Source organism: Bordetella tumbae, assembly GCF_965139195.1.
In the GTDB taxonomy this organism is placed as follows: domain Bacteria; phylum Pseudomonadota; class Gammaproteobacteria; order Burkholderiales; family Burkholderiaceae_B; genus Bordetella_A; species Bordetella_A tumbae.
Genome location: NZ_CBCSJH010000029.1, coordinates 34,841 through 51,080, shown reverse-complemented (window position 1 = coordinate 51,080; position 16,240 = coordinate 34,841). Strand labels below are relative to the sequence as shown.

The following is a 16,240-nucleotide window of genomic DNA, read 5'->3' as shown; positions in this document are numbered from 1 at the left end:
CCTCTCATGATGCACAAATGGATGAAAACGCGGATTGGACCTTGCCCTGCATCAACGCTTGCCACAGCGCTTGCGTGTCCCGCTCGCGTCCTGCATGACGCAGGCAATCGACGAACTTCGCTTGTACGCGCTGCGTGTCGAGTTGCAGGTCCAGCGGATCGAATACGGCTCGATGCAAAACCCGGGAACCCGATATCAACGTGAGCACAGCCTGCGGATGACCGGGATTGTCGGGCAGACCGTCCTCCAGTTCGATGCGATCCGCCACATCCAGTACCTCACCATCGCGCAACACGTCGTGCGCAAAACCACTGAGAGTCGGTTCACCATGCACGAGCGCGTAGGCCGTCATGAACGGGATGCTGTACTTGGCATCCTGCAGCGTGCGCGGACGCCGGCGTTGAGCCAGCGGGCGGCATAATCGGCCAGCCGATGCATTTACCGCGACGCGAACACTCGCAGCCGGATGATGTGCGTAGCTCTCGCGCGCGGCCAACGCCACGGCCACATAGGGATGCGACAGACGGCAACTGGGCCACGGTTTGATATCGACCTGCGCCGCGTGCCACACCGAAAAATCCAAGAGCGTGCGGCGCTGCCGGCTGGACAATGCACCCGCCAGGTAAAGACGGAACATACTCGCCTCGCCATCGAGCGCCCCGGCAGGCCCCGCCACGCCAGCCTCGGCAAGCAGCGCAGCCTGCAGGCCACCTTGTGCGGCAAAGGCGGGATAGATGCCCCGCGCCGTGGCGCCCGTGCTGAACCCCGCCTCCTTGCCGCCCGCAAGCTGCATATAGGCCAACCCGAGACACGACACCAGTGCTGGCGCGTCCAACCCCAGTACCAGCCCTGCTCCCATGGCCGCGCCCAGATAACCGAATAGCTGCGTGAGGAACCATTCCGAGCCCGGGCCCTCGCCCTGCGGCGCGCATGCCGTACCGAGGCGGCACATCAACTCGTTGCCGATCGCCACGGCGTCAATGACTGCCTCGTCATTCACATCGCGCAACGCGGCGGCGGCCAACACAGCCGGAATCACGCAGGCGGACGGATGCAGACGGCCGGCGTCATGAATGTCGTCGTAATCCTGGATATGAATCAGCGCGGCGTTGACGAACGTGGCAGCCAGCGCCGAAACCTGGCCGCCACCGATCAAGCCATGACGCCCGTCTCCGGCACCCAGACGCTGCGCGGCCACCACTTGCCGCGCCAGCTCCGTATCGCACGCCGCCAACCCAATCCCCATCGCGTCGGCGATATGCAAACGGGTCTTGGTCCGCATCGACTCCGGTACGCCGGCCCGATATGTTTGCAGCAGTGCATGGGCCAGTTCTGCACTGAGCGAGATCGGCTCATCGACCATGGCCGCCCCTATTGCGCATTCGCGATATGCTGCGCCGCCAAACGGCCGAACACCAACCCTTTGAGGACGGATGTAGCGCCGGTATAGTTGGTGTAGTACATGCCGACGGTTTCCCCTGCCGCGTAGAGGTTCTTCATAGGATTACCATCGGTGTCCAGCACCTGGCCCGACGCATCGATCTTGAGGCCGCCAAAGGTAAAGACATTGGCCGAGATGATGGGATAGGCCATGAACGGTGCCTGATCAATGCGGCGCGACCAATTCGATTTAACGGGCGACAAATCCCGAGTCGCCAGGCCATCGAGTTCCAATGGCTTGAAACCCTCCTCACCCGGGCAGGCCTCGTTGTAACGCGCCACCGTCGTTTCGAGTTCGCCCGCCGGCATACCCAGCTTCGCGCCCAGCGCTGCCAGGCTATCGGCCTCGATGGCGGGTTGATCAGTGCGAATGGCCAAGCGATAGTTCGGCACATCCTTGACGCGCTGATCGAGGATCACATAGGCAATGCCTTCTTCCTGCTCGTAAATCCGCCGTGTCACGCGCTCGTAGTAGGCATCCACCGTGCCCGGCGCCTCATCGGTAAAGCGCTGGCCGCGCTTGTTCACCAACACCCCATACGGGAAGATAAATATCGAGGGTTCAGACACGCCCGAGCGCGGATCCACCGGCTCGGCGTGATAGCTGCCGAACTCGCCGCAAGGCGCGGCGCCGGCGTCCAGCGCCATCTCGATCCCTTCACCGCGATTGAAATACGCCCCCTTGCACACCGGACGCAGATACACCGAACGCGGGCCCACATAGCGAGCCATCATGGCCGGGTTGCCTTCAAAACCACCGCAGGCCAACACCACCTTGCCCAGGAAACGCACACCGCCTTCGTTGGCGCGATACGCGTGCAATCCCTGCACCTCGCCGCGTTCGTCGAGTAACAAACTCCGGGCAGTGGTGTAATAGAAAAACACCGCTCCCAAACTCTCCGCGCGAGCCGCCAATGCCTCTACCAGCGCCTCGCCGCCTCCGACCGGCAACAGACGCGGTTGCGTCTTGGTCAGGAACTGAGTGGGCAGAAAATCGAACTTCACACCCAACTCTTGCAACCAGCCGATGGTGCCGGGCACCTGATCCGCGAAACTCATGATGAGCTCGGGATCGGGCGAAGCCAGCGCACGCGCCGCATGCGACCACCCCGCACGATCACCGCCCATCTCGGCCGCAAAATCCGGGTCCATATACACGCCCGCGTGCTCGGCCAGATGCGTCTCGAAATCGTCCGACACCTGGTCGATCGCCTTCATCCGCAGATAGGCCTCGGTATACCGACTTTGCCCCCCACGCTCCTCGCGGCTGGCACGCTCCAGCACGGCTACCTTCAGCCCCAGCTCCGCCGCGGTCACCGCGGCCGACAGGCCAGCCACGCCACACCCCGCCACCACTACATCAAAACGTTCTTCCATGCTCTCCACCTTTGTCGTATACCGATGCTTCGCCGTATCATCGTCGTTAAATGCAGCGGCTAGGTTAGGCTTATGGCGGCGCTTGCGTTAGACATCGGCGCCTAATGCGCTATTTAAAAAAATCGAAAGGAGACGTATGGACAAGCTTTGGGCCATGGAGGTGTTTGTGCGAGTGATGGAATGCGGCAGCCTATCTCGAGCCGCCGAGTCGCTCGACTTGGCCAATGCCACTGTCACGTCGAGCCTGCGCAATCTGGAAAAGCACCTGGGCACCACGCTGATACAGCGCAACTCGCGCCATCTGCGCCTCACCGAAGAAGGCCAACTATTCCTGCCGCGTTGCCAGGAAATTCTGCGCAACGTGGCGCGCGCCGAATCCGAGATCACAACGCGTACGGCCGACATCAGCGGCCACCTGCGCGTGGAGGCCCCCTTCGCCATCGGCCAGAATCTGCTCTGCCCGGCATTGGTCGAGTTTTCGCATCGTTATCCGGGGTTGTCGGTGGCGCTGACACTCACCAACTCGCCACACAATCTGATTGAACACGCCACCGATGTGGCCATACGCATGGACAAGGTGGAAGACGCCGATCTGGTGGGCCGCCCTATCTATGAAGCAAAGTATCTCGTGTGCGGCACACCCGCACTGGTGAACTCGCTGCATGCCGTCTCGCCAAACGATCTGGACCCTACGCTATGCCTGGGCCTGTTTCCAGAAGGCGGCCATACTCCCAACCCCTGGGTCTTTACGCGAGGTGACGAAGAAGTCGTAGTGCGCCCGCAGGGGCCATTGAGCTTTAACAACACAGAGTCGTTGATCCACTGCGCACTGCAAAGTCGTGGATTGATCTGCGTGCTGGATATTTTTGTTGCCCAATTGATCGACGAAGGCAAGCTCACGCCCATATTTTCGGAATGGGACACCGCCAAGCGCACCTTTCACTCCGTCACGGTGAAATCACGCTTCGCGGCGCCTAAAGTGCGGACGTTCGTCGACTTTCTGCTCGAAGTCTTCGACTCGCGCCGCCGTCCCGATATCAAGACGATTGTTCCAATCGGTTCAGACCGTAAAACGAAAAAATCTCGTTGACCCGTTCTGGATCGGGCAGGCGATGGTAGTAGCCCTTGCGGCAGGCCTTGATGCCGCACAGTCGATGCAGGTCCCCTAAGGTCTCCGCCTGCTTGACCCATGTCGCCAGCGAATCCAGCACGGGCACGCCATCGACCTCGGACACCCCATTGCGAGCCAACAAGACATTCATGGGCGCCTCGCCGGGAATGATCACATCGGCGCCACGCGCAATCAGTTTTCGTGCGGAATCACGAAAGGTCTCGATCAACTCGGAAGGATCCTCGAAGGCCGCCAGCACATCATTGAACGTGAACCCCACCGGCTGCGCACCTGCGAAGCGCGACTCCAGCCCATGCCGCAGCGCGTTCTCCGTAATGAGCTCGTCCATATCATCGATGAACAACAGCACGCCGAACTTCCGGCCCAGCATGCAGGCCGTCAACATGGCAGATTCGCCATAACCCACCACGGGGATATCCACCAGCGCGCGAATCTCACGCAGCGCCGGCTCAGGCAAGGTACTCAGGGCGTACACATCGTAGCCCTCTTGCTGGGCTTTGACCGCCGCCGCCATGAACTGCAGACCGTGTACATACTGAAAGGCCGCGTGTCGAATATCCGAGCCCGGATAGTTGCTGCGATACGTGCCCGGTTGCATGCCATGCATCACAATCTCGGTGTCCGGGCGCGCCACGCGAGCGAAATGCTGCTTGAGGGCGTCGTTGTATGCGCCCAGATCACTCAGAACCGTAAAGCTTTGATGCCAGATTTTCATGATGTCCTATGTCGGAGAATAGCTAATCGAGCTGCACATTGGCCCGTTTGACCACTTGTGCCCATTTGTCGACCTCGGACTTGAAGAACGCGTCGAACTCGCCCGGTGTCGAACCTATTGCCACGCAGCCCAAGCTGTCGAGCTTCGCTTTCACGTCGGGATCCTGCGCAGCCTGGCGAGCGGCATCGCTGAGCTTTGCCACCACATCAGTGGGTGTCCCTGCGGACACAAACAAACCGAACCAGGCCGTAGCGTCGTAATTCGGCACACCCGACTCGGCCAGCGTCGGTACATCAGGCACGGCTGATGAACGAGTCTTGGTGCTAATGGCCAGCGCACGCAGTTGCCCGCTCTTGATCAGAGGCAGAGTAGTGACCATATTGTCAAATGTGATGGGCACATGGCCACCCAACACGTCAGCCATGGCTGGCGCTGCACCACGATATGGCACGTGCTGCAGCTTGATGCCGGCTTGCTCGGCAAATAATTCGGTAAACAGATGCGCGCCCGATCCGTTGCCCGCACTGGCGAATTGCAAAGGCTTATCGCCAGCCTCTTTGGCCGCTGCCACAAGATCTCCGACAGAACGATAAGGCGTGCTGGTGTTGGTCACCAACATAAAAGGCGTGGATGCCACCTGCGAGACGGCCATGAGATCCTTGAGCGGATCGTAACTGAGGCTGCGGTACAGACTGGGATTTACCGCCAACGAGATCGTTCCAAACAACACCGTATAGCCATCGGGCGTCGACTTCGCCACGAAATCCGACGCGATATTGCTGGCAGCACCAGCCTTGTTTTCGACCACGATCGGCTGGCCCAACAAGCGGCTCATCTTCTCGGCTACCGCGCGTGCCGCCACGTCGGACGCTCCCCCAGCGGGAAAGCCCACAATCAATTTAAGCGGCTTTTCGGGATAGCTGGCCATGCTGGGGTTCACGGCCGACAACGCCACCAAACCGCCTACCAGCAGTATTCGCGAAAAAGCACGACTGATTCGATGCATAGTGAATGTCTCCTTCCTCATTTTTTGCCATTTTGCCCATAACAACGCAGGTCAAACATGGCAAGAACATGAAGACAGGATTCACTAATCTTGAAAGTGCCAGTGCCTCGGAGTTTTCGAAATTCTCGAAATCGGCATTCGAACGTGCGCCCTTCTTTATCGCACGCCCCTCCGCGCACAATGAACGCCATCCATAAACAAGGGCATCCATGCCCTGGAGGAGATCGACATGAGAACTACCCGGCGCCACACTCTGGCGTACTTATGCGCGGCCATTCTGGGCGTAACGATTACCGGCACATCGGCGCACGCTGCCTATCCCGACAAGCCCATCAAAATCATTGTTCCTTGGGCGCCCGGCGGCAGCACCGACATTCTGGCCCGCAGTACGGCGGAACGCTTGAGCCAGGCGCTCAAGCAGCCTGTCATCGTGGAGAACCGCGCCGGCGCCAGCGGCAATATCGGCGCCGAGGCGGCGGCGCGTGCAGCGGCCGACGGCTACACGCTGCTCTTTACCAGCACGAACCTCACGCTCAACCCTGCCGTCATTGCGCACACCCCCTACGATCCGGTAAAGGACTTCACCGGCATCACCATGGTGGCATTCGCGCCCATGATGCTGGTGACCAAATCAGGCTTTGCCGGCGATACGCTGCAAGGTCTGATGGACTATGGCAAAGCCCACCCAGGCAAGCTCAATTTCTCGAGCAGCGGGGCAGGCGGCGCGCCGCATCTGGCAGGCGAGATGTTCAAGCGCGCGGCGAAGCTGGACATGGTGCACATCCCCTACTCGGGCGCGGCGCCGGCGCTGGCCGACGTACTAGCCGGCCAAGTGCAGATGACGTTCACCACGTATATCTCGGCCCAGGGCCAGCTCGCCGCCGGTGCGCTCAAGGCATTGGCCGTCGCCAGCGACCAGCGATTGCCGGTGCAGCCCGACGTGCCTACCTTTGCCGAAAAAGGGCTGGATATCGAGATAGGAACCATGTTTGGCCTGCTGGCGCCCGCAGGCACACCCGCGTCCGCCGTGAACACGCTGTATCAAGCCCTGAAACAGGCCAGCGCCGACCCTGCCTTTAATGCAAGCATCATCAAACAGGGCGGACGCATGGTGATGAACACGCCACAGGACTACAACGCCTATCTGCGTGAGGACACCCAAAAATGGAAGAACCTGGTGCAGCAGATCGGCGGCGTGGACACGAACTGAGCGCAGACCGTCGATCAATCGCGTGCTAACGCGATCCCGGCAGCCAAGGCCAACCGGCGACGCTCGGCCTGAACCTTGGCGCCATAGCCGCCATCGCTGGGACCTGTCGCCCCCACATAGCAGGCCAAGCCGCCCTCCACCGATCCGCGACGCGTGATGCAGTCTTTCAGGATGGTGCTGCCGACGCGGATATTCGAGATCGGATCGAGTGCGCTGGCGCCCTCGCCCAATTTATCGAATTTATCCTGGTGCACACGCGTCATGACCTGCATCAGGCCCTGCGCGCCCACCGAGCTTTCCGCAAAGGGGTTATAGCGGGATTCGATCGCGATGACCGCCAACAGCAATAGCGGATCCAGATCTTTTTCGCGTGCAACACGATACGTTGTATTGACCAAGACACCGGTCGCGTCATAGGCCACACGGTACTTGCGCGAGATATAGTTGCGCAGCGCCTCGGCCTGCGGGCCGGACACGGCAGTACGTAACACCTTTTTAGGCGGAGCCGGAGGCAGCTCGCTACGCAGTGGGCCCAGAAAGCCGGTGGCATTACTGGACGGCGCAGCGGGAATCGCCATGGCTACCGCTGAAGGGGTGTCATAGAGGGGATCGTCACTGGTATCGGCTAGCGAACCGGACGGCACGGATGTAGGCGCTAAAGCGGTCAACAAGGCTTTGTGCACCTGCAGGGCCTGGTCGCGCAAACCGGGCAAAGCGAGGCTCATACTTATGGTGACAATGACGGCAATACCCAGATAGGTACAGCAGATACGCAACCATTCAGCAAGACGGTGGTGCACTCCTTGGGCGGACTGACGGAACAGACCTGCCACTGACGCATCGGGCATGGTGACCTCCTGCGTGATAAAGAAGAGGCCTGGATGTTAACCTCTGTTCTGACTTTAAAATGTAACGAATTGACCTGGATCTGTAGTGAAATACCGTGACCTGAGAGACTTTTTACAGCAACTGGAGCAGCGCGGTGAGCTCAAACGCATTGCCACGCCAGTATCGACACATCTTGAAATAACTGAGATCGCCGATCGCGTTTTGCGCGCCGAAGGGCCTGCTTTGCTGTTCGAAAATGCCGTCCACAATGGCACGCGAGCCGAGATTCCGGTGCTGGCCAACCTGTTTGGCACGCCCAAGCGCGTCGCGTGGGGCATGGGGGCCGAGGACGTCAGTGCCCTGCGCGAGACCGGCGAACTATTGGCCTCGCTACGCGAGCCCGAGGCCCCGCGCAGCCTGCGTGACGCCTTCGGCAAAGTCGCCATGCTGAAATCCGCTCTCTGGGACATGGCGCCCAAACGCGTGCGCAGCCCGGCCTGCCAGGAAATCGTCTGGGAAGGCGCGGACGTGGACCTGAGCCGGCTGCCGCTGCAAACCTGCTGGCCCGGCGATGTAGCGCCGCTCTTGACCTGGGGGCTGGTCGTCACCCGGGGGCCGAATGCGCGGCGCCAGAATCTGGGCATCTATCGCCAACAGCCGATCGCGCCCAACAAATTGATCATGCGCTGGCTGTCGCATCGCGGCGGCGCGCTGGATTTTCGTGAGCACGCGCGCGCCTATCCAGGTACGCCCTTTCCCGTCGCGGTCGCCTTGGGAGCAGACCCGGCCACGATCCTGGGGGCCGTCACCCCCGTCCCGGACAGCCTGTCCGAATATCAATTCGCCGGCCTGCTGCGCGGCTCGCGCACAGAAGTCGCCCAAGCCATCGGCAGCGAGCTCTCGGTACCGGCCTGGGCCGAAATCGTCCTGGAGGGCCACTTGCTGCCCGCTACGGATCCGCGTGCTGTTGCGCCCACGATCCCTGACGGGGTCTCGCCGCCACCCGACACGGGCTACGAGATGGCGCTCGAGGGCCCGTATGGCGACCATACGGGCTACTACAACGAGCAAGACTGGTTCCCCGTCTTTACGGTGGATCGCATCACCATGCGCCGCAACCCGGTCTATCACTCGACCTACACGGGCAAACCGCCGGACGAGCCGGCGGTTTTGGGGGTCGCGCTGAATGAAGTCTTTGTGCCGTTATTGCGCCGCCAATTCCCGGAAATCGTCGATTTTTATCTGCCGCCAGAGGGTTGCAGCTATCGATTGGCCGTGGTCTCGATACGCAAGCAATACGCCGGACACGCCAAGCGCATCATGTTTGGCATCTGGAGCGTGCTGCGCCAATTCATGTACACCAAATTCATCGTCGTCGTGGACGAAGACATCGACGTACGCGACTGGAAAGAGGTCATCTGGGCGATCACAACCCGCATGGACCCGGTGCGCGATACCGTCATGGTCGAGCGCACGCCGATCGATTATCTGGATTTCGCCTCGCCGGTATCCGGCCTGGGTGGCAAGATGGGGCTGGACGCCACCAATAAATGGCCGGGTGAAACCGACCGAGAATGGGGCCGGCCGATCACCATGGATCAAGACGTCAAACAACGCGTGGATGCGATATGGGGTGAATTGGGGCTGTAGTAACAGCACCGTGAATCGCGCGAGCCAGTGCAACAAAGCACTGGCTGAATCCGGCATCATCCGACAAAACGGGTGCGTACAAGCACTCCGGTATCGGAAATCAGTCCTGATCGTCCTGCCTCACCCGTCCACCAGACGGACTGACGTGATCCTCGGCATCAGACGATGACGTCCCACGTGAATCGCGCCAGGCCTTGAAGGCCTGCCAACCCAACAACGCGCCCCCCGCCAGCTTGATCAAACCCGAGCGCTTGCCGCGTCCCATGACCAGGGCGGAAAGCGTGGAACTGACAAAAGGGTAGCGCCGGGCCAGCGTAAAGCCCTGCCATAACAGTTTGGACAGATTGCCCTGCGTCAAACTCGGCAGCCAACGCTTGACCAGATTGCCGGGCCTGAGCGAGCGGGTCGTCGACACAATATCGTGCGCCAGCGACTCTCGTTCGAGCGCCGCCCGGGCACGCAGCAATTCAATGCGAACGGCACGGTCAACAGCAGTCGTGGGTTTCGCCATAGGTCAGCTCCGTGCTCGCCGAGCCGCCGCCTGCCGGGCACGCGAGGCGCGCGCCTCTTGTTCGGCTCTCTCGTCACGTTCGTCTTGCTCGGCTTGTTCGGCCTCATCCTGTGCGGCGCGAACACGATCCAGCAACTCGGCGTCACGGCCGAGCTCCTCGACCGTCGCCGCAAAAGGCATGGGGCCGAACAGCAATTGACGGCGTATCGACAGCAGCAATACGAGACCGATCAAGGCATATATCGCGGCCAACAGCCCCAGCGCTACATAACGATTTTCTGTAGGCCAGAACGCCACCGCGATGGTGACCGTGAACACCAGTACCGCCAGCGTCAAAAACAGCAACGCGGCAAATGCCGAGCCCAATAGCTTGATCAACCGCGTTTTTTCTTCGGCCGCCTCGAGGGAGAATAATTCCAGGCGCGTGCGCAGCATCCCTACCAGGCTGCTGGCCACGCTGGATACAGAAGTCCGCAAGCCCATAAATAGGACCAGGCCAGCCTGAAGGCCGGCCCGTGCCTTTATCGGCGAGCGATCAGCAAACCAAGCAGCAGGCCGGTCACGCCTGCAACGCCGATGGCTTGCCAGGGATTGTCGTGCACATAATCATCGGTCGCGCGTGCGGCCTTGCGGCCACGTTCCAGTACGGCGTCTTGCGCGTCGTACAGCGCCTCGCGCGTGCGTTTCAGCGAGGCCAATGCGCGGTCGCGCAATTCGGAGGCCTTGTCGCCGGAACTGGACGCTGCCTCGCGCAACAGGTCTTCGGCATCGCTCAGGCTGCTTTTCACGCTATCGATGAGTTTTTCTTTAGCGGCTTCCTCGGAACGTCGTGTAGGCATAAAAGCTCCCTATGAGTAAGGTCGATGACAGGTTCATCATACCAGCCTGTTGCGACTCTCGCAGCCAGGCAACTATGACATGACGATATATACCTATGGGCACATGGCTTGGTTCACAAGCCCGGTTTTTATTTGACTTGGGTAATTTCCACCGCGGACTTCACTCCGCCCTGATCGATGTCCTGCCGCATGACCAGATTCACTGCGGGACAAAACCAATCGGTGACCGTAGTATTCATGCCGGGTATCGGCAAGGTCAGCCCCTTGAACGTCGCCATCGTGGGGTCGGTATCGCGCGTATAACGGATCGGCCAGCATGATTGACGCCCCAAGGCGGTGTCGAGCGTGGATTTGGCGCCGACAGTTTTCTCGCCGATGCGTACCACCGTGCTGGGCTGCCCGCCAACCGGCGCCTCTTTGCCGATGTTCAATCGATACGTCGCGCCCGGCATGCGCTGCCCCTGCCCGGTGATAGCGCCATCGTAGGCAAACAAGCCCAACATGCGCAGATCGAATTGCCCTTGCGACGCAGGCTGTTCACCTGCCTGGGCATAGCGCACAAAGCTCGCCTGGCCTTGTTTGATCGTCATCAGATAGTCCAGCTTGGACTGGCTCGCCGGCAAACCGGCATAGCTGAACAACGCCGTGCCTTGCACCCGCGCACGGCAGTTGGCCGAATCCGTTTTGGACACTTCGGCAAACGTCAAATCGGCGCCCAGTTTTAAATTGCCGGACCCCGTCAGTTGCACCGCCCCGCCGTCGTGCATAAACCGCGCATCGCACACGCCGGCCATCGCGGGCGCCGTCAGACTGGCGCAACCCGCCAGAATCAGGAAAGAAAGATATCGTGCCGCCACCGGGACTCCAGACTGAAATATGACATCTGGATGCTACACCGTTTGTCTGATTTCCACGTTTCAAGCCGTGTTTAATTCGCGCTGTGTGCAAGACCAGAGAAAGACTTCTGCTGGACCCGAAACCTGTCCTATCGCCGATCGGCCATGCTGAACCCTCAGCATCTCGCTGGCGGCAAACCCATACCGTACATGGCGCCGGCTCCGGCACCACGGCAGTGCTTATTGCCCCACGAAGGGGCATCTTCCTGGACAGCCATGCACCAGGACAGCGCAGGCGCCAAATCGGGCACACACCCGTCTCAATGGCATGAATCTTGCATCTTTTGGCTAAACCGAGGCTTGATATCGACGACTAATCACTTCTAGCTATATCAATCCAATAAATCAAAAGTTGTAGGGATGTATTGCTTGTCCCTATGATTCTCGATGTACGCGGGTCCGTCCCGCCAGGCTGATCATTTCATGAAGCTTTTCCCCTTATTTGCCGATCTACAAGGTCGCCGCGTGCTGGTAGTCGGCGGCGGCGAAGTCGCTGCGCGCAAGGTCCAGGTGCTGTTAGAGGCATCGGCCGATGTGCAGGTTGGCGCGCCTGAACTCGTGCCGGAACTGGCCGAGCTGGCCGACCAAGGCCGCATTCGCGTATTCAAGGGCGAGTTTCAACCCGCGTGGCTGGACGAGGCGTGGCTGGTCGTTGCCGCCACTGACGACCGGTCAGTCAATGCGGCAGTGTCCGAGGCTGCCGAAGCCCGCCGCATTTTCAGCAATGTCGTAGACGATGCGGAGCTATCGTCGTTTCAAGTCCCGTCCATCGTCGACCGCTCCCCCTTGATCGTGGCGATTTCGTCGTCCGGCGTAGCGCCCGTGCTGGCGCGCCGCCTGCGCGAACGGATAGAGTCACTGTTCGATCATTCGTTGGGATCTCTGGCCGCATTGGCCGCTCGCCATCGTCCGCGTATCCGCGAACGCCGCCCTGACCTGAAACAGCGCCGGCGGTTCTATGACTGGCTGCTGGACGGCCCTGTCGCGAGCCTGCTGCGCCAACAACAACCCGCCGAAGCCGAACGCGTGCTCAAGGCCGAGCTCGACAGTCCGCAACCTGCCAGCCAAGGCAGCGTCGTGCTGGTCGGCGCGGGTCCTGGCGACCCTGGCCTGCTGACCCTCAAGGCCTTACGCGCTCTCAACGAGGCCGATGTCATCCTGTACGACCGTCTGGTCAGCCCTGCTGTGCTGGCCTTGGCGCGTCGCGATGCCGATCGCGTCTCCGTGGGCAAACTGCTCGGCGAAGACCACAACGCTACGCAATCCCGTATTCATGCCCTGCTGGTCAAACATGCGCAGGCCGGCCGGCGCGTCGTGCGCCTCAAAGGCGGCGATGCATTCATTTTCGGACGCGGCGGTGAGGAACTGGAATATCTGCGCGCACACCACATCCGCTACGAAGTCGTACCCGGCATCACAGCGGCGCTGGCCTGTGCAGCCTATGCCGGCATCCCTCTCACCCATCGTGACCATGCGCAATCCGTACGCCTGGTCACCGCCCATTGCCGCGAAGACGAAGACACGCTGGATTGGGCCGGGCTGGCTCGCGAACACCAGACCTTGGCGTTCTATATGGGCGTCGGGCAATTGGAAACGTTATCTACCCGGCTGATCAGCCACGGCCGTTCTGCCGCGACGCCATTCGCCTTGATCGAAAACGGCAGCCGCCCCGAGCAGCGGGTCATCACCGGCCGCCTGGATGAGCTCGCCGCCGTGGCACGCAGCCACAACGTGCGCGCGCCTGCATTGTTGGTGATAGGAGAAGTCGCCGGACTCGCCCGCCAATTGCATTGGTTTGGCCGCTACGAGGAAGGCCAGCGAGAGGCGTTGGCGGCCTGACATGACGCTGGGGGGTGCGGGTACAGCGCACCCGCCTCGCCCAATGCCGTTTTTTTGTTAAGGCGACTGGGCTAGCCTCAATCAGGCTGGCAGTGGCCTGTCGCGAGGGCCGTCTCTGCGCGTCGGCATCAGCACCGGTCACGGGTGCCAATGTCATTGATAGGAACCAGCGATATACAAGCTGGCCAACTGTCCGCCGAAGCTGCCGGCGGCGCGGCCTATTTCTTATTCTGCTTTTTGCTTCGTACCAAAGATCCGGTCGCCCGCATCCCCCAGGCCCGGCATGATATAGCCGTTTTCGTTCAATCCCTGGTCGATCGACGCAGTGTAGATATGCACATCGGGATGGCGGTCCAATACCGCTTTAATACCGGTCGGTGCGGCCACCAGAACCAAGGCGCGGATCTCGCGACAGCCGGCGCGTTTGAGCATATCGATCGTCGCCACCATCGAGCCGCCCGTGGCCAACATGGGATCGACGATCAGCGCCAGGCGCTGATCCAATTCCCCGACCAGGCGCTCCAGATACGTGTGCGCCTGCAGCGTTTCCTCGTTGCGGGCAACGCCAACGACACTGACCTTGGCGCCGGGTATCAGGCTCAACACCCCATCCAGCATGCCGATGCCGGCACGCAGAATCGGCACTACGGTGACTTTCTTGCCGGCGATTTTCTCGACCTCGACCGTACCGCACCAGCCTTCGACCGTCGCGGCCGCCAAAGGCAGATCTTTGGACGCCTCATAGGTCAGCAAAGCGCCGACTTCTTGAGACAACTCGCGAAAGCTCTTGGTGCTGAGGTCAGCACGACGCATGATGCCGAGCTTGTGGCGAATCAGCGGATGACGGATTTCGTGCACGGGCATGTGCGGAAGTCTCCAAAAACAATGGGCAGCAAGGCGGCCAAGTCAAAACAAAATGAATTTTAGCGCTACAAGGTCGCGCTGCCGCCTCTGAGTGCGCTATTTGTTGATGACGCCGCCGCTGCCAGCCGACGCCGTTCGTTTCTATGCCCCCTCCACGCCACTGCCGATCATGCGGTCAATGGGACGGCTCGATGGGCGTAACCTGGTCAAGAGATACAACTGGACGCAACGGCTGGCGCCATTGATTTATTTGGCCGCCAACCAAGCGATCAACGCATCATCGAATTTTCGTACCGCTGCCGCATTGGGATCATTGACGATGCTGACCACGACATAGCGCTTGCCACTGGCGCCCAGCACATAGCCCGCCACGGCGCGTACGTCGCGCAACGAGCCCGTCTTCAGATGAGCCATGCCGATGGTTTCCTCCCCTTTCAACCGCCGACGCATGGTGCCATCCACGCCAGCAATCGACAGTGAAGACAGATATTCGGGCATCAACGGCGATTGCCAGGCCAGCGTCAACATGGATGCCAGGCTTTCGGCCGACACCCGCGCGTCGCGCGACAGGCCTGCCCCATTATCCATGACCAGCTCAGGCATATTCAGCCCCTGGGACGACAACACCGATTTGGCTACCGCCTCACTGGTCTGCGTGGTCGCCGGCCGCGTGCCGCGCTCTGCCCCCAAGGTCAGCAACACCGTGCGGGCCATCACGTTATTGCTTCGTTTATTGATCTGGCGAATGGCTTCGCCTAACGACGGAGACTCGTGCGAGGCCAGCACCACCGCATCGGCAGGCACCGTGCCGGCACGGATTTTCCCCTTGAAAGTCCCGCCCAGCTCGCGCCACAGCTGGCGGAATAGCGACTCGCTGAACTCCGGTTGTGACAGCGCCAAGCGGTACAAGCTGAATTCCCCGCAAGACCCCGCCACCGTGCCGCCCAGGCGGATCGAGACGCCTTGCTGCGTCAGCACGGGATCTGTCGTCACCACAGGAGGGCCGGGACAGCGCGCCGTGCTCCAACCCACCTGTCCTTCCAGCCGTATGCCCGGCAACGGAGGATCGATGATCGGCACCCATTTCTGGGCCGCCTGGTCGGGCGTGAACAGCAGGCGCAAGGCGCCGAATCCCACCATCAGCGCATCGGGACTGGCGTTATAAGCACGATCCGGCGCACCGTCAAAGGCGCCGGGATCCGTCGCCACGTTGCCAAAAATACTGCGGTCGATCACCAGATCGCCGATCTGTTTGACCCCGCGCAGGCGCAGCTCCCGCAATAGCGTCCACATATCCTGTATCAGCAAATACGGGTCTCCCCCCGCCCGCAAATACAGGGGACCACGCAACGCGCCATGGGTATCCGGCCCGGCGCCTGGCTCCAACAGAAAATCCGTACGCCAGACATAATTCGGCCCCAGTTCCGACAAGGCGGACCAGGTAGTCACCAGCTTCATAACCGATGCGGGATTGCGTGGCTCGTTGGCGTTGATCGCCACCATGCGCTGGCCGCCGAGCTCTTGCACGACCAACGACAGTGAGGTGCCGGGCAACCCCGATGCTTTCCAGGCTCGCGTCAGATCATCGGGCATGACATCCTGCGCCTGCGCCATGGCCGCCGCCCCCAACAGTGCGCACGCCACGAACCATCGTTTGAGTCGCCCGTGTCGCTTGTCCGCCTGTCCTGTCATGCTGTGCCCGCCGCCATGCCGATGATGTTCAAAAACGCAAGCATACCGAACCTGATTGACAAGTGGCTGTAGCGTCAGCGCGTCCATGCGATCTGGTGGGGTGGCAGCAACAGAATAGAGACTCGAGCACTCGACCACCGACGAAAAGAACGTGCGACCGGCCCGCGATCAGTGCACAGCGGATGAACCACGAAAGGGCCGGCGGGATGGCGCCATTAGAGGATGCGCGGCCAGGCACTTA

General features: G+C 60.9%; 15 protein-coding genes. 4 read left to right on the top strand and 11 right to left on the bottom strand.

The genetic code is table 11. The features are described from left to right. Positions 1 to 4 precede the first annotated feature (4 nt). Together ACNA0J_RS22670 and ACNA0J_RS22665 are read right to left on the bottom strand one after the other, a co-directional pair. Entirely contained in the window at positions 5 to 1,363 is a 1,359-nt protein-coding gene (locus ACNA0J_RS22670) for an MmgE/PrpD family protein (RefSeq protein ID WP_415821122.1), read from the bottom strand. An 8-nt stretch (positions 1,364 to 1,371) separates the two neighbouring features. After that, positions 1,372 to 2,817: an FAD-dependent oxidoreductase gene (locus ACNA0J_RS22665; protein WP_415821121.1), complete on the bottom strand. Its 1,446-nt coding sequence runs from the start codon at positions 2,815 to 2,817 to the stop codon at positions 1,372 to 1,374. A 136-nt stretch (positions 2,818 to 2,953) separates the two neighbouring features. On the opposite strand from ACNA0J_RS22665, the gene ACNA0J_RS22660 reads away from it, so the two are divergent. After that, positions 2,954 to 3,907: a LysR family transcriptional regulator gene (locus tag ACNA0J_RS22660; protein ID WP_415821119.1), complete on the top strand. Its 954-nt coding sequence runs from the start codon at positions 2,954 to 2,956 to the stop codon at positions 3,905 to 3,907. Here ACNA0J_RS22660 and ACNA0J_RS22655 read toward each other — a convergent pair. Then, complete coding sequence (locus ACNA0J_RS22655; RefSeq protein WP_415821118.1) at positions 3,855 to 4,664, bottom strand: aspartate/glutamate racemase family protein; 810 nt, start codon at positions 4,662 to 4,664, stop codon at positions 3,855 to 3,857. The genes ACNA0J_RS22660 and ACNA0J_RS22655 overlap by 53 nt on opposite strands. A gap of 22 nt (positions 4,665 to 4,686) precedes the next feature. After that, positions 4,687 to 5,670 carry a tripartite tricarboxylate transporter substrate binding protein gene (locus ACNA0J_RS22650; protein WP_415821117.1) on the bottom strand — a complete coding sequence of 328 codons (984 nt, stop codon included), beginning with the start codon at positions 5,668 to 5,670 and terminating at the stop codon, positions 4,687 to 4,689. A 229-nt stretch (positions 5,671 to 5,899) separates the two neighbouring features. Here ACNA0J_RS22650 and ACNA0J_RS22645 point away from each other — a divergent pair, with 229 nt between their 5' ends. Then, a complete protein-coding gene (locus ACNA0J_RS22645; RefSeq protein ID WP_415821116.1) occupies positions 5,900 to 6,880 on the top strand; it encodes a Bug family tripartite tricarboxylate transporter substrate binding protein in 981 nt (326 codons plus the stop codon). 14 nt (positions 6,881 to 6,894) lie between these two features. Here ACNA0J_RS22645 and ACNA0J_RS22640 read toward each other — a convergent pair whose 3' ends face one another. Continuing rightward, on the bottom strand, positions 6,895 to 7,728 hold the full coding sequence (locus tag ACNA0J_RS22640; RefSeq protein WP_415821115.1) for a transglycosylase SLT domain-containing protein: 834 nt from the start codon (positions 7,726 to 7,728) through the stop codon (positions 6,895 to 6,897). A gap of 85 nt (positions 7,729 to 7,813) precedes the next feature. On the opposite strand from ACNA0J_RS22640, the gene ubiD reads away from it, so the two are divergent. Beyond that, on the top strand, positions 7,814 to 9,358 hold the full coding sequence (ubiD, locus tag ACNA0J_RS22635) for a 4-hydroxy-3-polyprenylbenzoate decarboxylase (RefSeq protein WP_415821114.1): 1,545 nt from the start codon (positions 7,814 to 7,816) through the stop codon (positions 9,356 to 9,358). A 100-nt stretch (positions 9,359 to 9,458) separates the two neighbouring features. Here ubiD and ACNA0J_RS22630 read toward each other — a convergent pair whose 3' ends face one another. The 4 genes from ACNA0J_RS22630 to ACNA0J_RS22615 form a co-directional block, all read right to left on the bottom strand. After that, the gene (locus ACNA0J_RS22630) at positions 9,459 to 9,869 is read right to left on the bottom strand and encodes a hypothetical protein (protein ID WP_415821113.1); all 411 of its coding nucleotides are present in this window, start codon (positions 9,867 to 9,869) and stop codon (positions 9,459 to 9,461) included. Positions 9,870 to 9,872: 3 nt separating this feature from the next. Further along, positions 9,873 to 10,352, bottom strand: a complete 480-nt coding sequence (locus ACNA0J_RS22625; protein WP_415821112.1) for a phage holin family protein — start codon at positions 10,350 to 10,352, stop codon at positions 9,873 to 9,875. A gap of 38 nt (positions 10,353 to 10,390) precedes the next feature. Beyond that, positions 10,391 to 10,708 carry an ElaB/YgaM/YqjD family protein gene (locus ACNA0J_RS22620; RefSeq protein WP_415808683.1) on the bottom strand — a complete coding sequence of 106 codons (318 nt, stop codon included), beginning with the start codon at positions 10,706 to 10,708 and terminating at the stop codon, positions 10,391 to 10,393. A gap of 128 nt (positions 10,709 to 10,836) precedes the next feature. Then, complete coding sequence (locus ACNA0J_RS22615) at positions 10,837 to 11,502, bottom strand: hypothetical protein (RefSeq protein WP_415821148.1); 666 nt, start codon at positions 11,500 to 11,502, stop codon at positions 10,837 to 10,839. A gap of 525 nt (positions 11,503 to 12,027) precedes the next feature. Between ACNA0J_RS22615 and cysG the strand changes: the two genes are divergently transcribed. Continuing rightward, a complete protein-coding gene (gene cysG / locus ACNA0J_RS22610; RefSeq protein ID WP_415821111.1) occupies positions 12,028 to 13,443 on the top strand; it encodes a siroheme synthase CysG in 1,416 nt (471 codons plus the stop codon). A 225-nt stretch (positions 13,444 to 13,668) separates the two neighbouring features. Here the strand turns inward: cysG and upp are convergent, their stop codons facing one another. Together upp and dacB are read right to left on the bottom strand one after the other, a co-directional pair. Continuing rightward, entirely contained in the window at positions 13,669 to 14,307 is a 639-nt protein-coding gene (gene upp / locus ACNA0J_RS22605) for a uracil phosphoribosyltransferase (RefSeq protein ID WP_415821110.1), read from the bottom strand. 246 nt (positions 14,308 to 14,553) lie between these two features. Further along, a complete protein-coding gene (gene dacB / locus ACNA0J_RS22600) occupies positions 14,554 to 15,999 on the bottom strand; it encodes a D-alanyl-D-alanine carboxypeptidase/D-alanyl-D-alanine endopeptidase (protein ID WP_460490286.1) in 1,446 nt (481 codons plus the stop codon). Positions 16,000 to 16,240 lie beyond the last annotated feature (241 nt).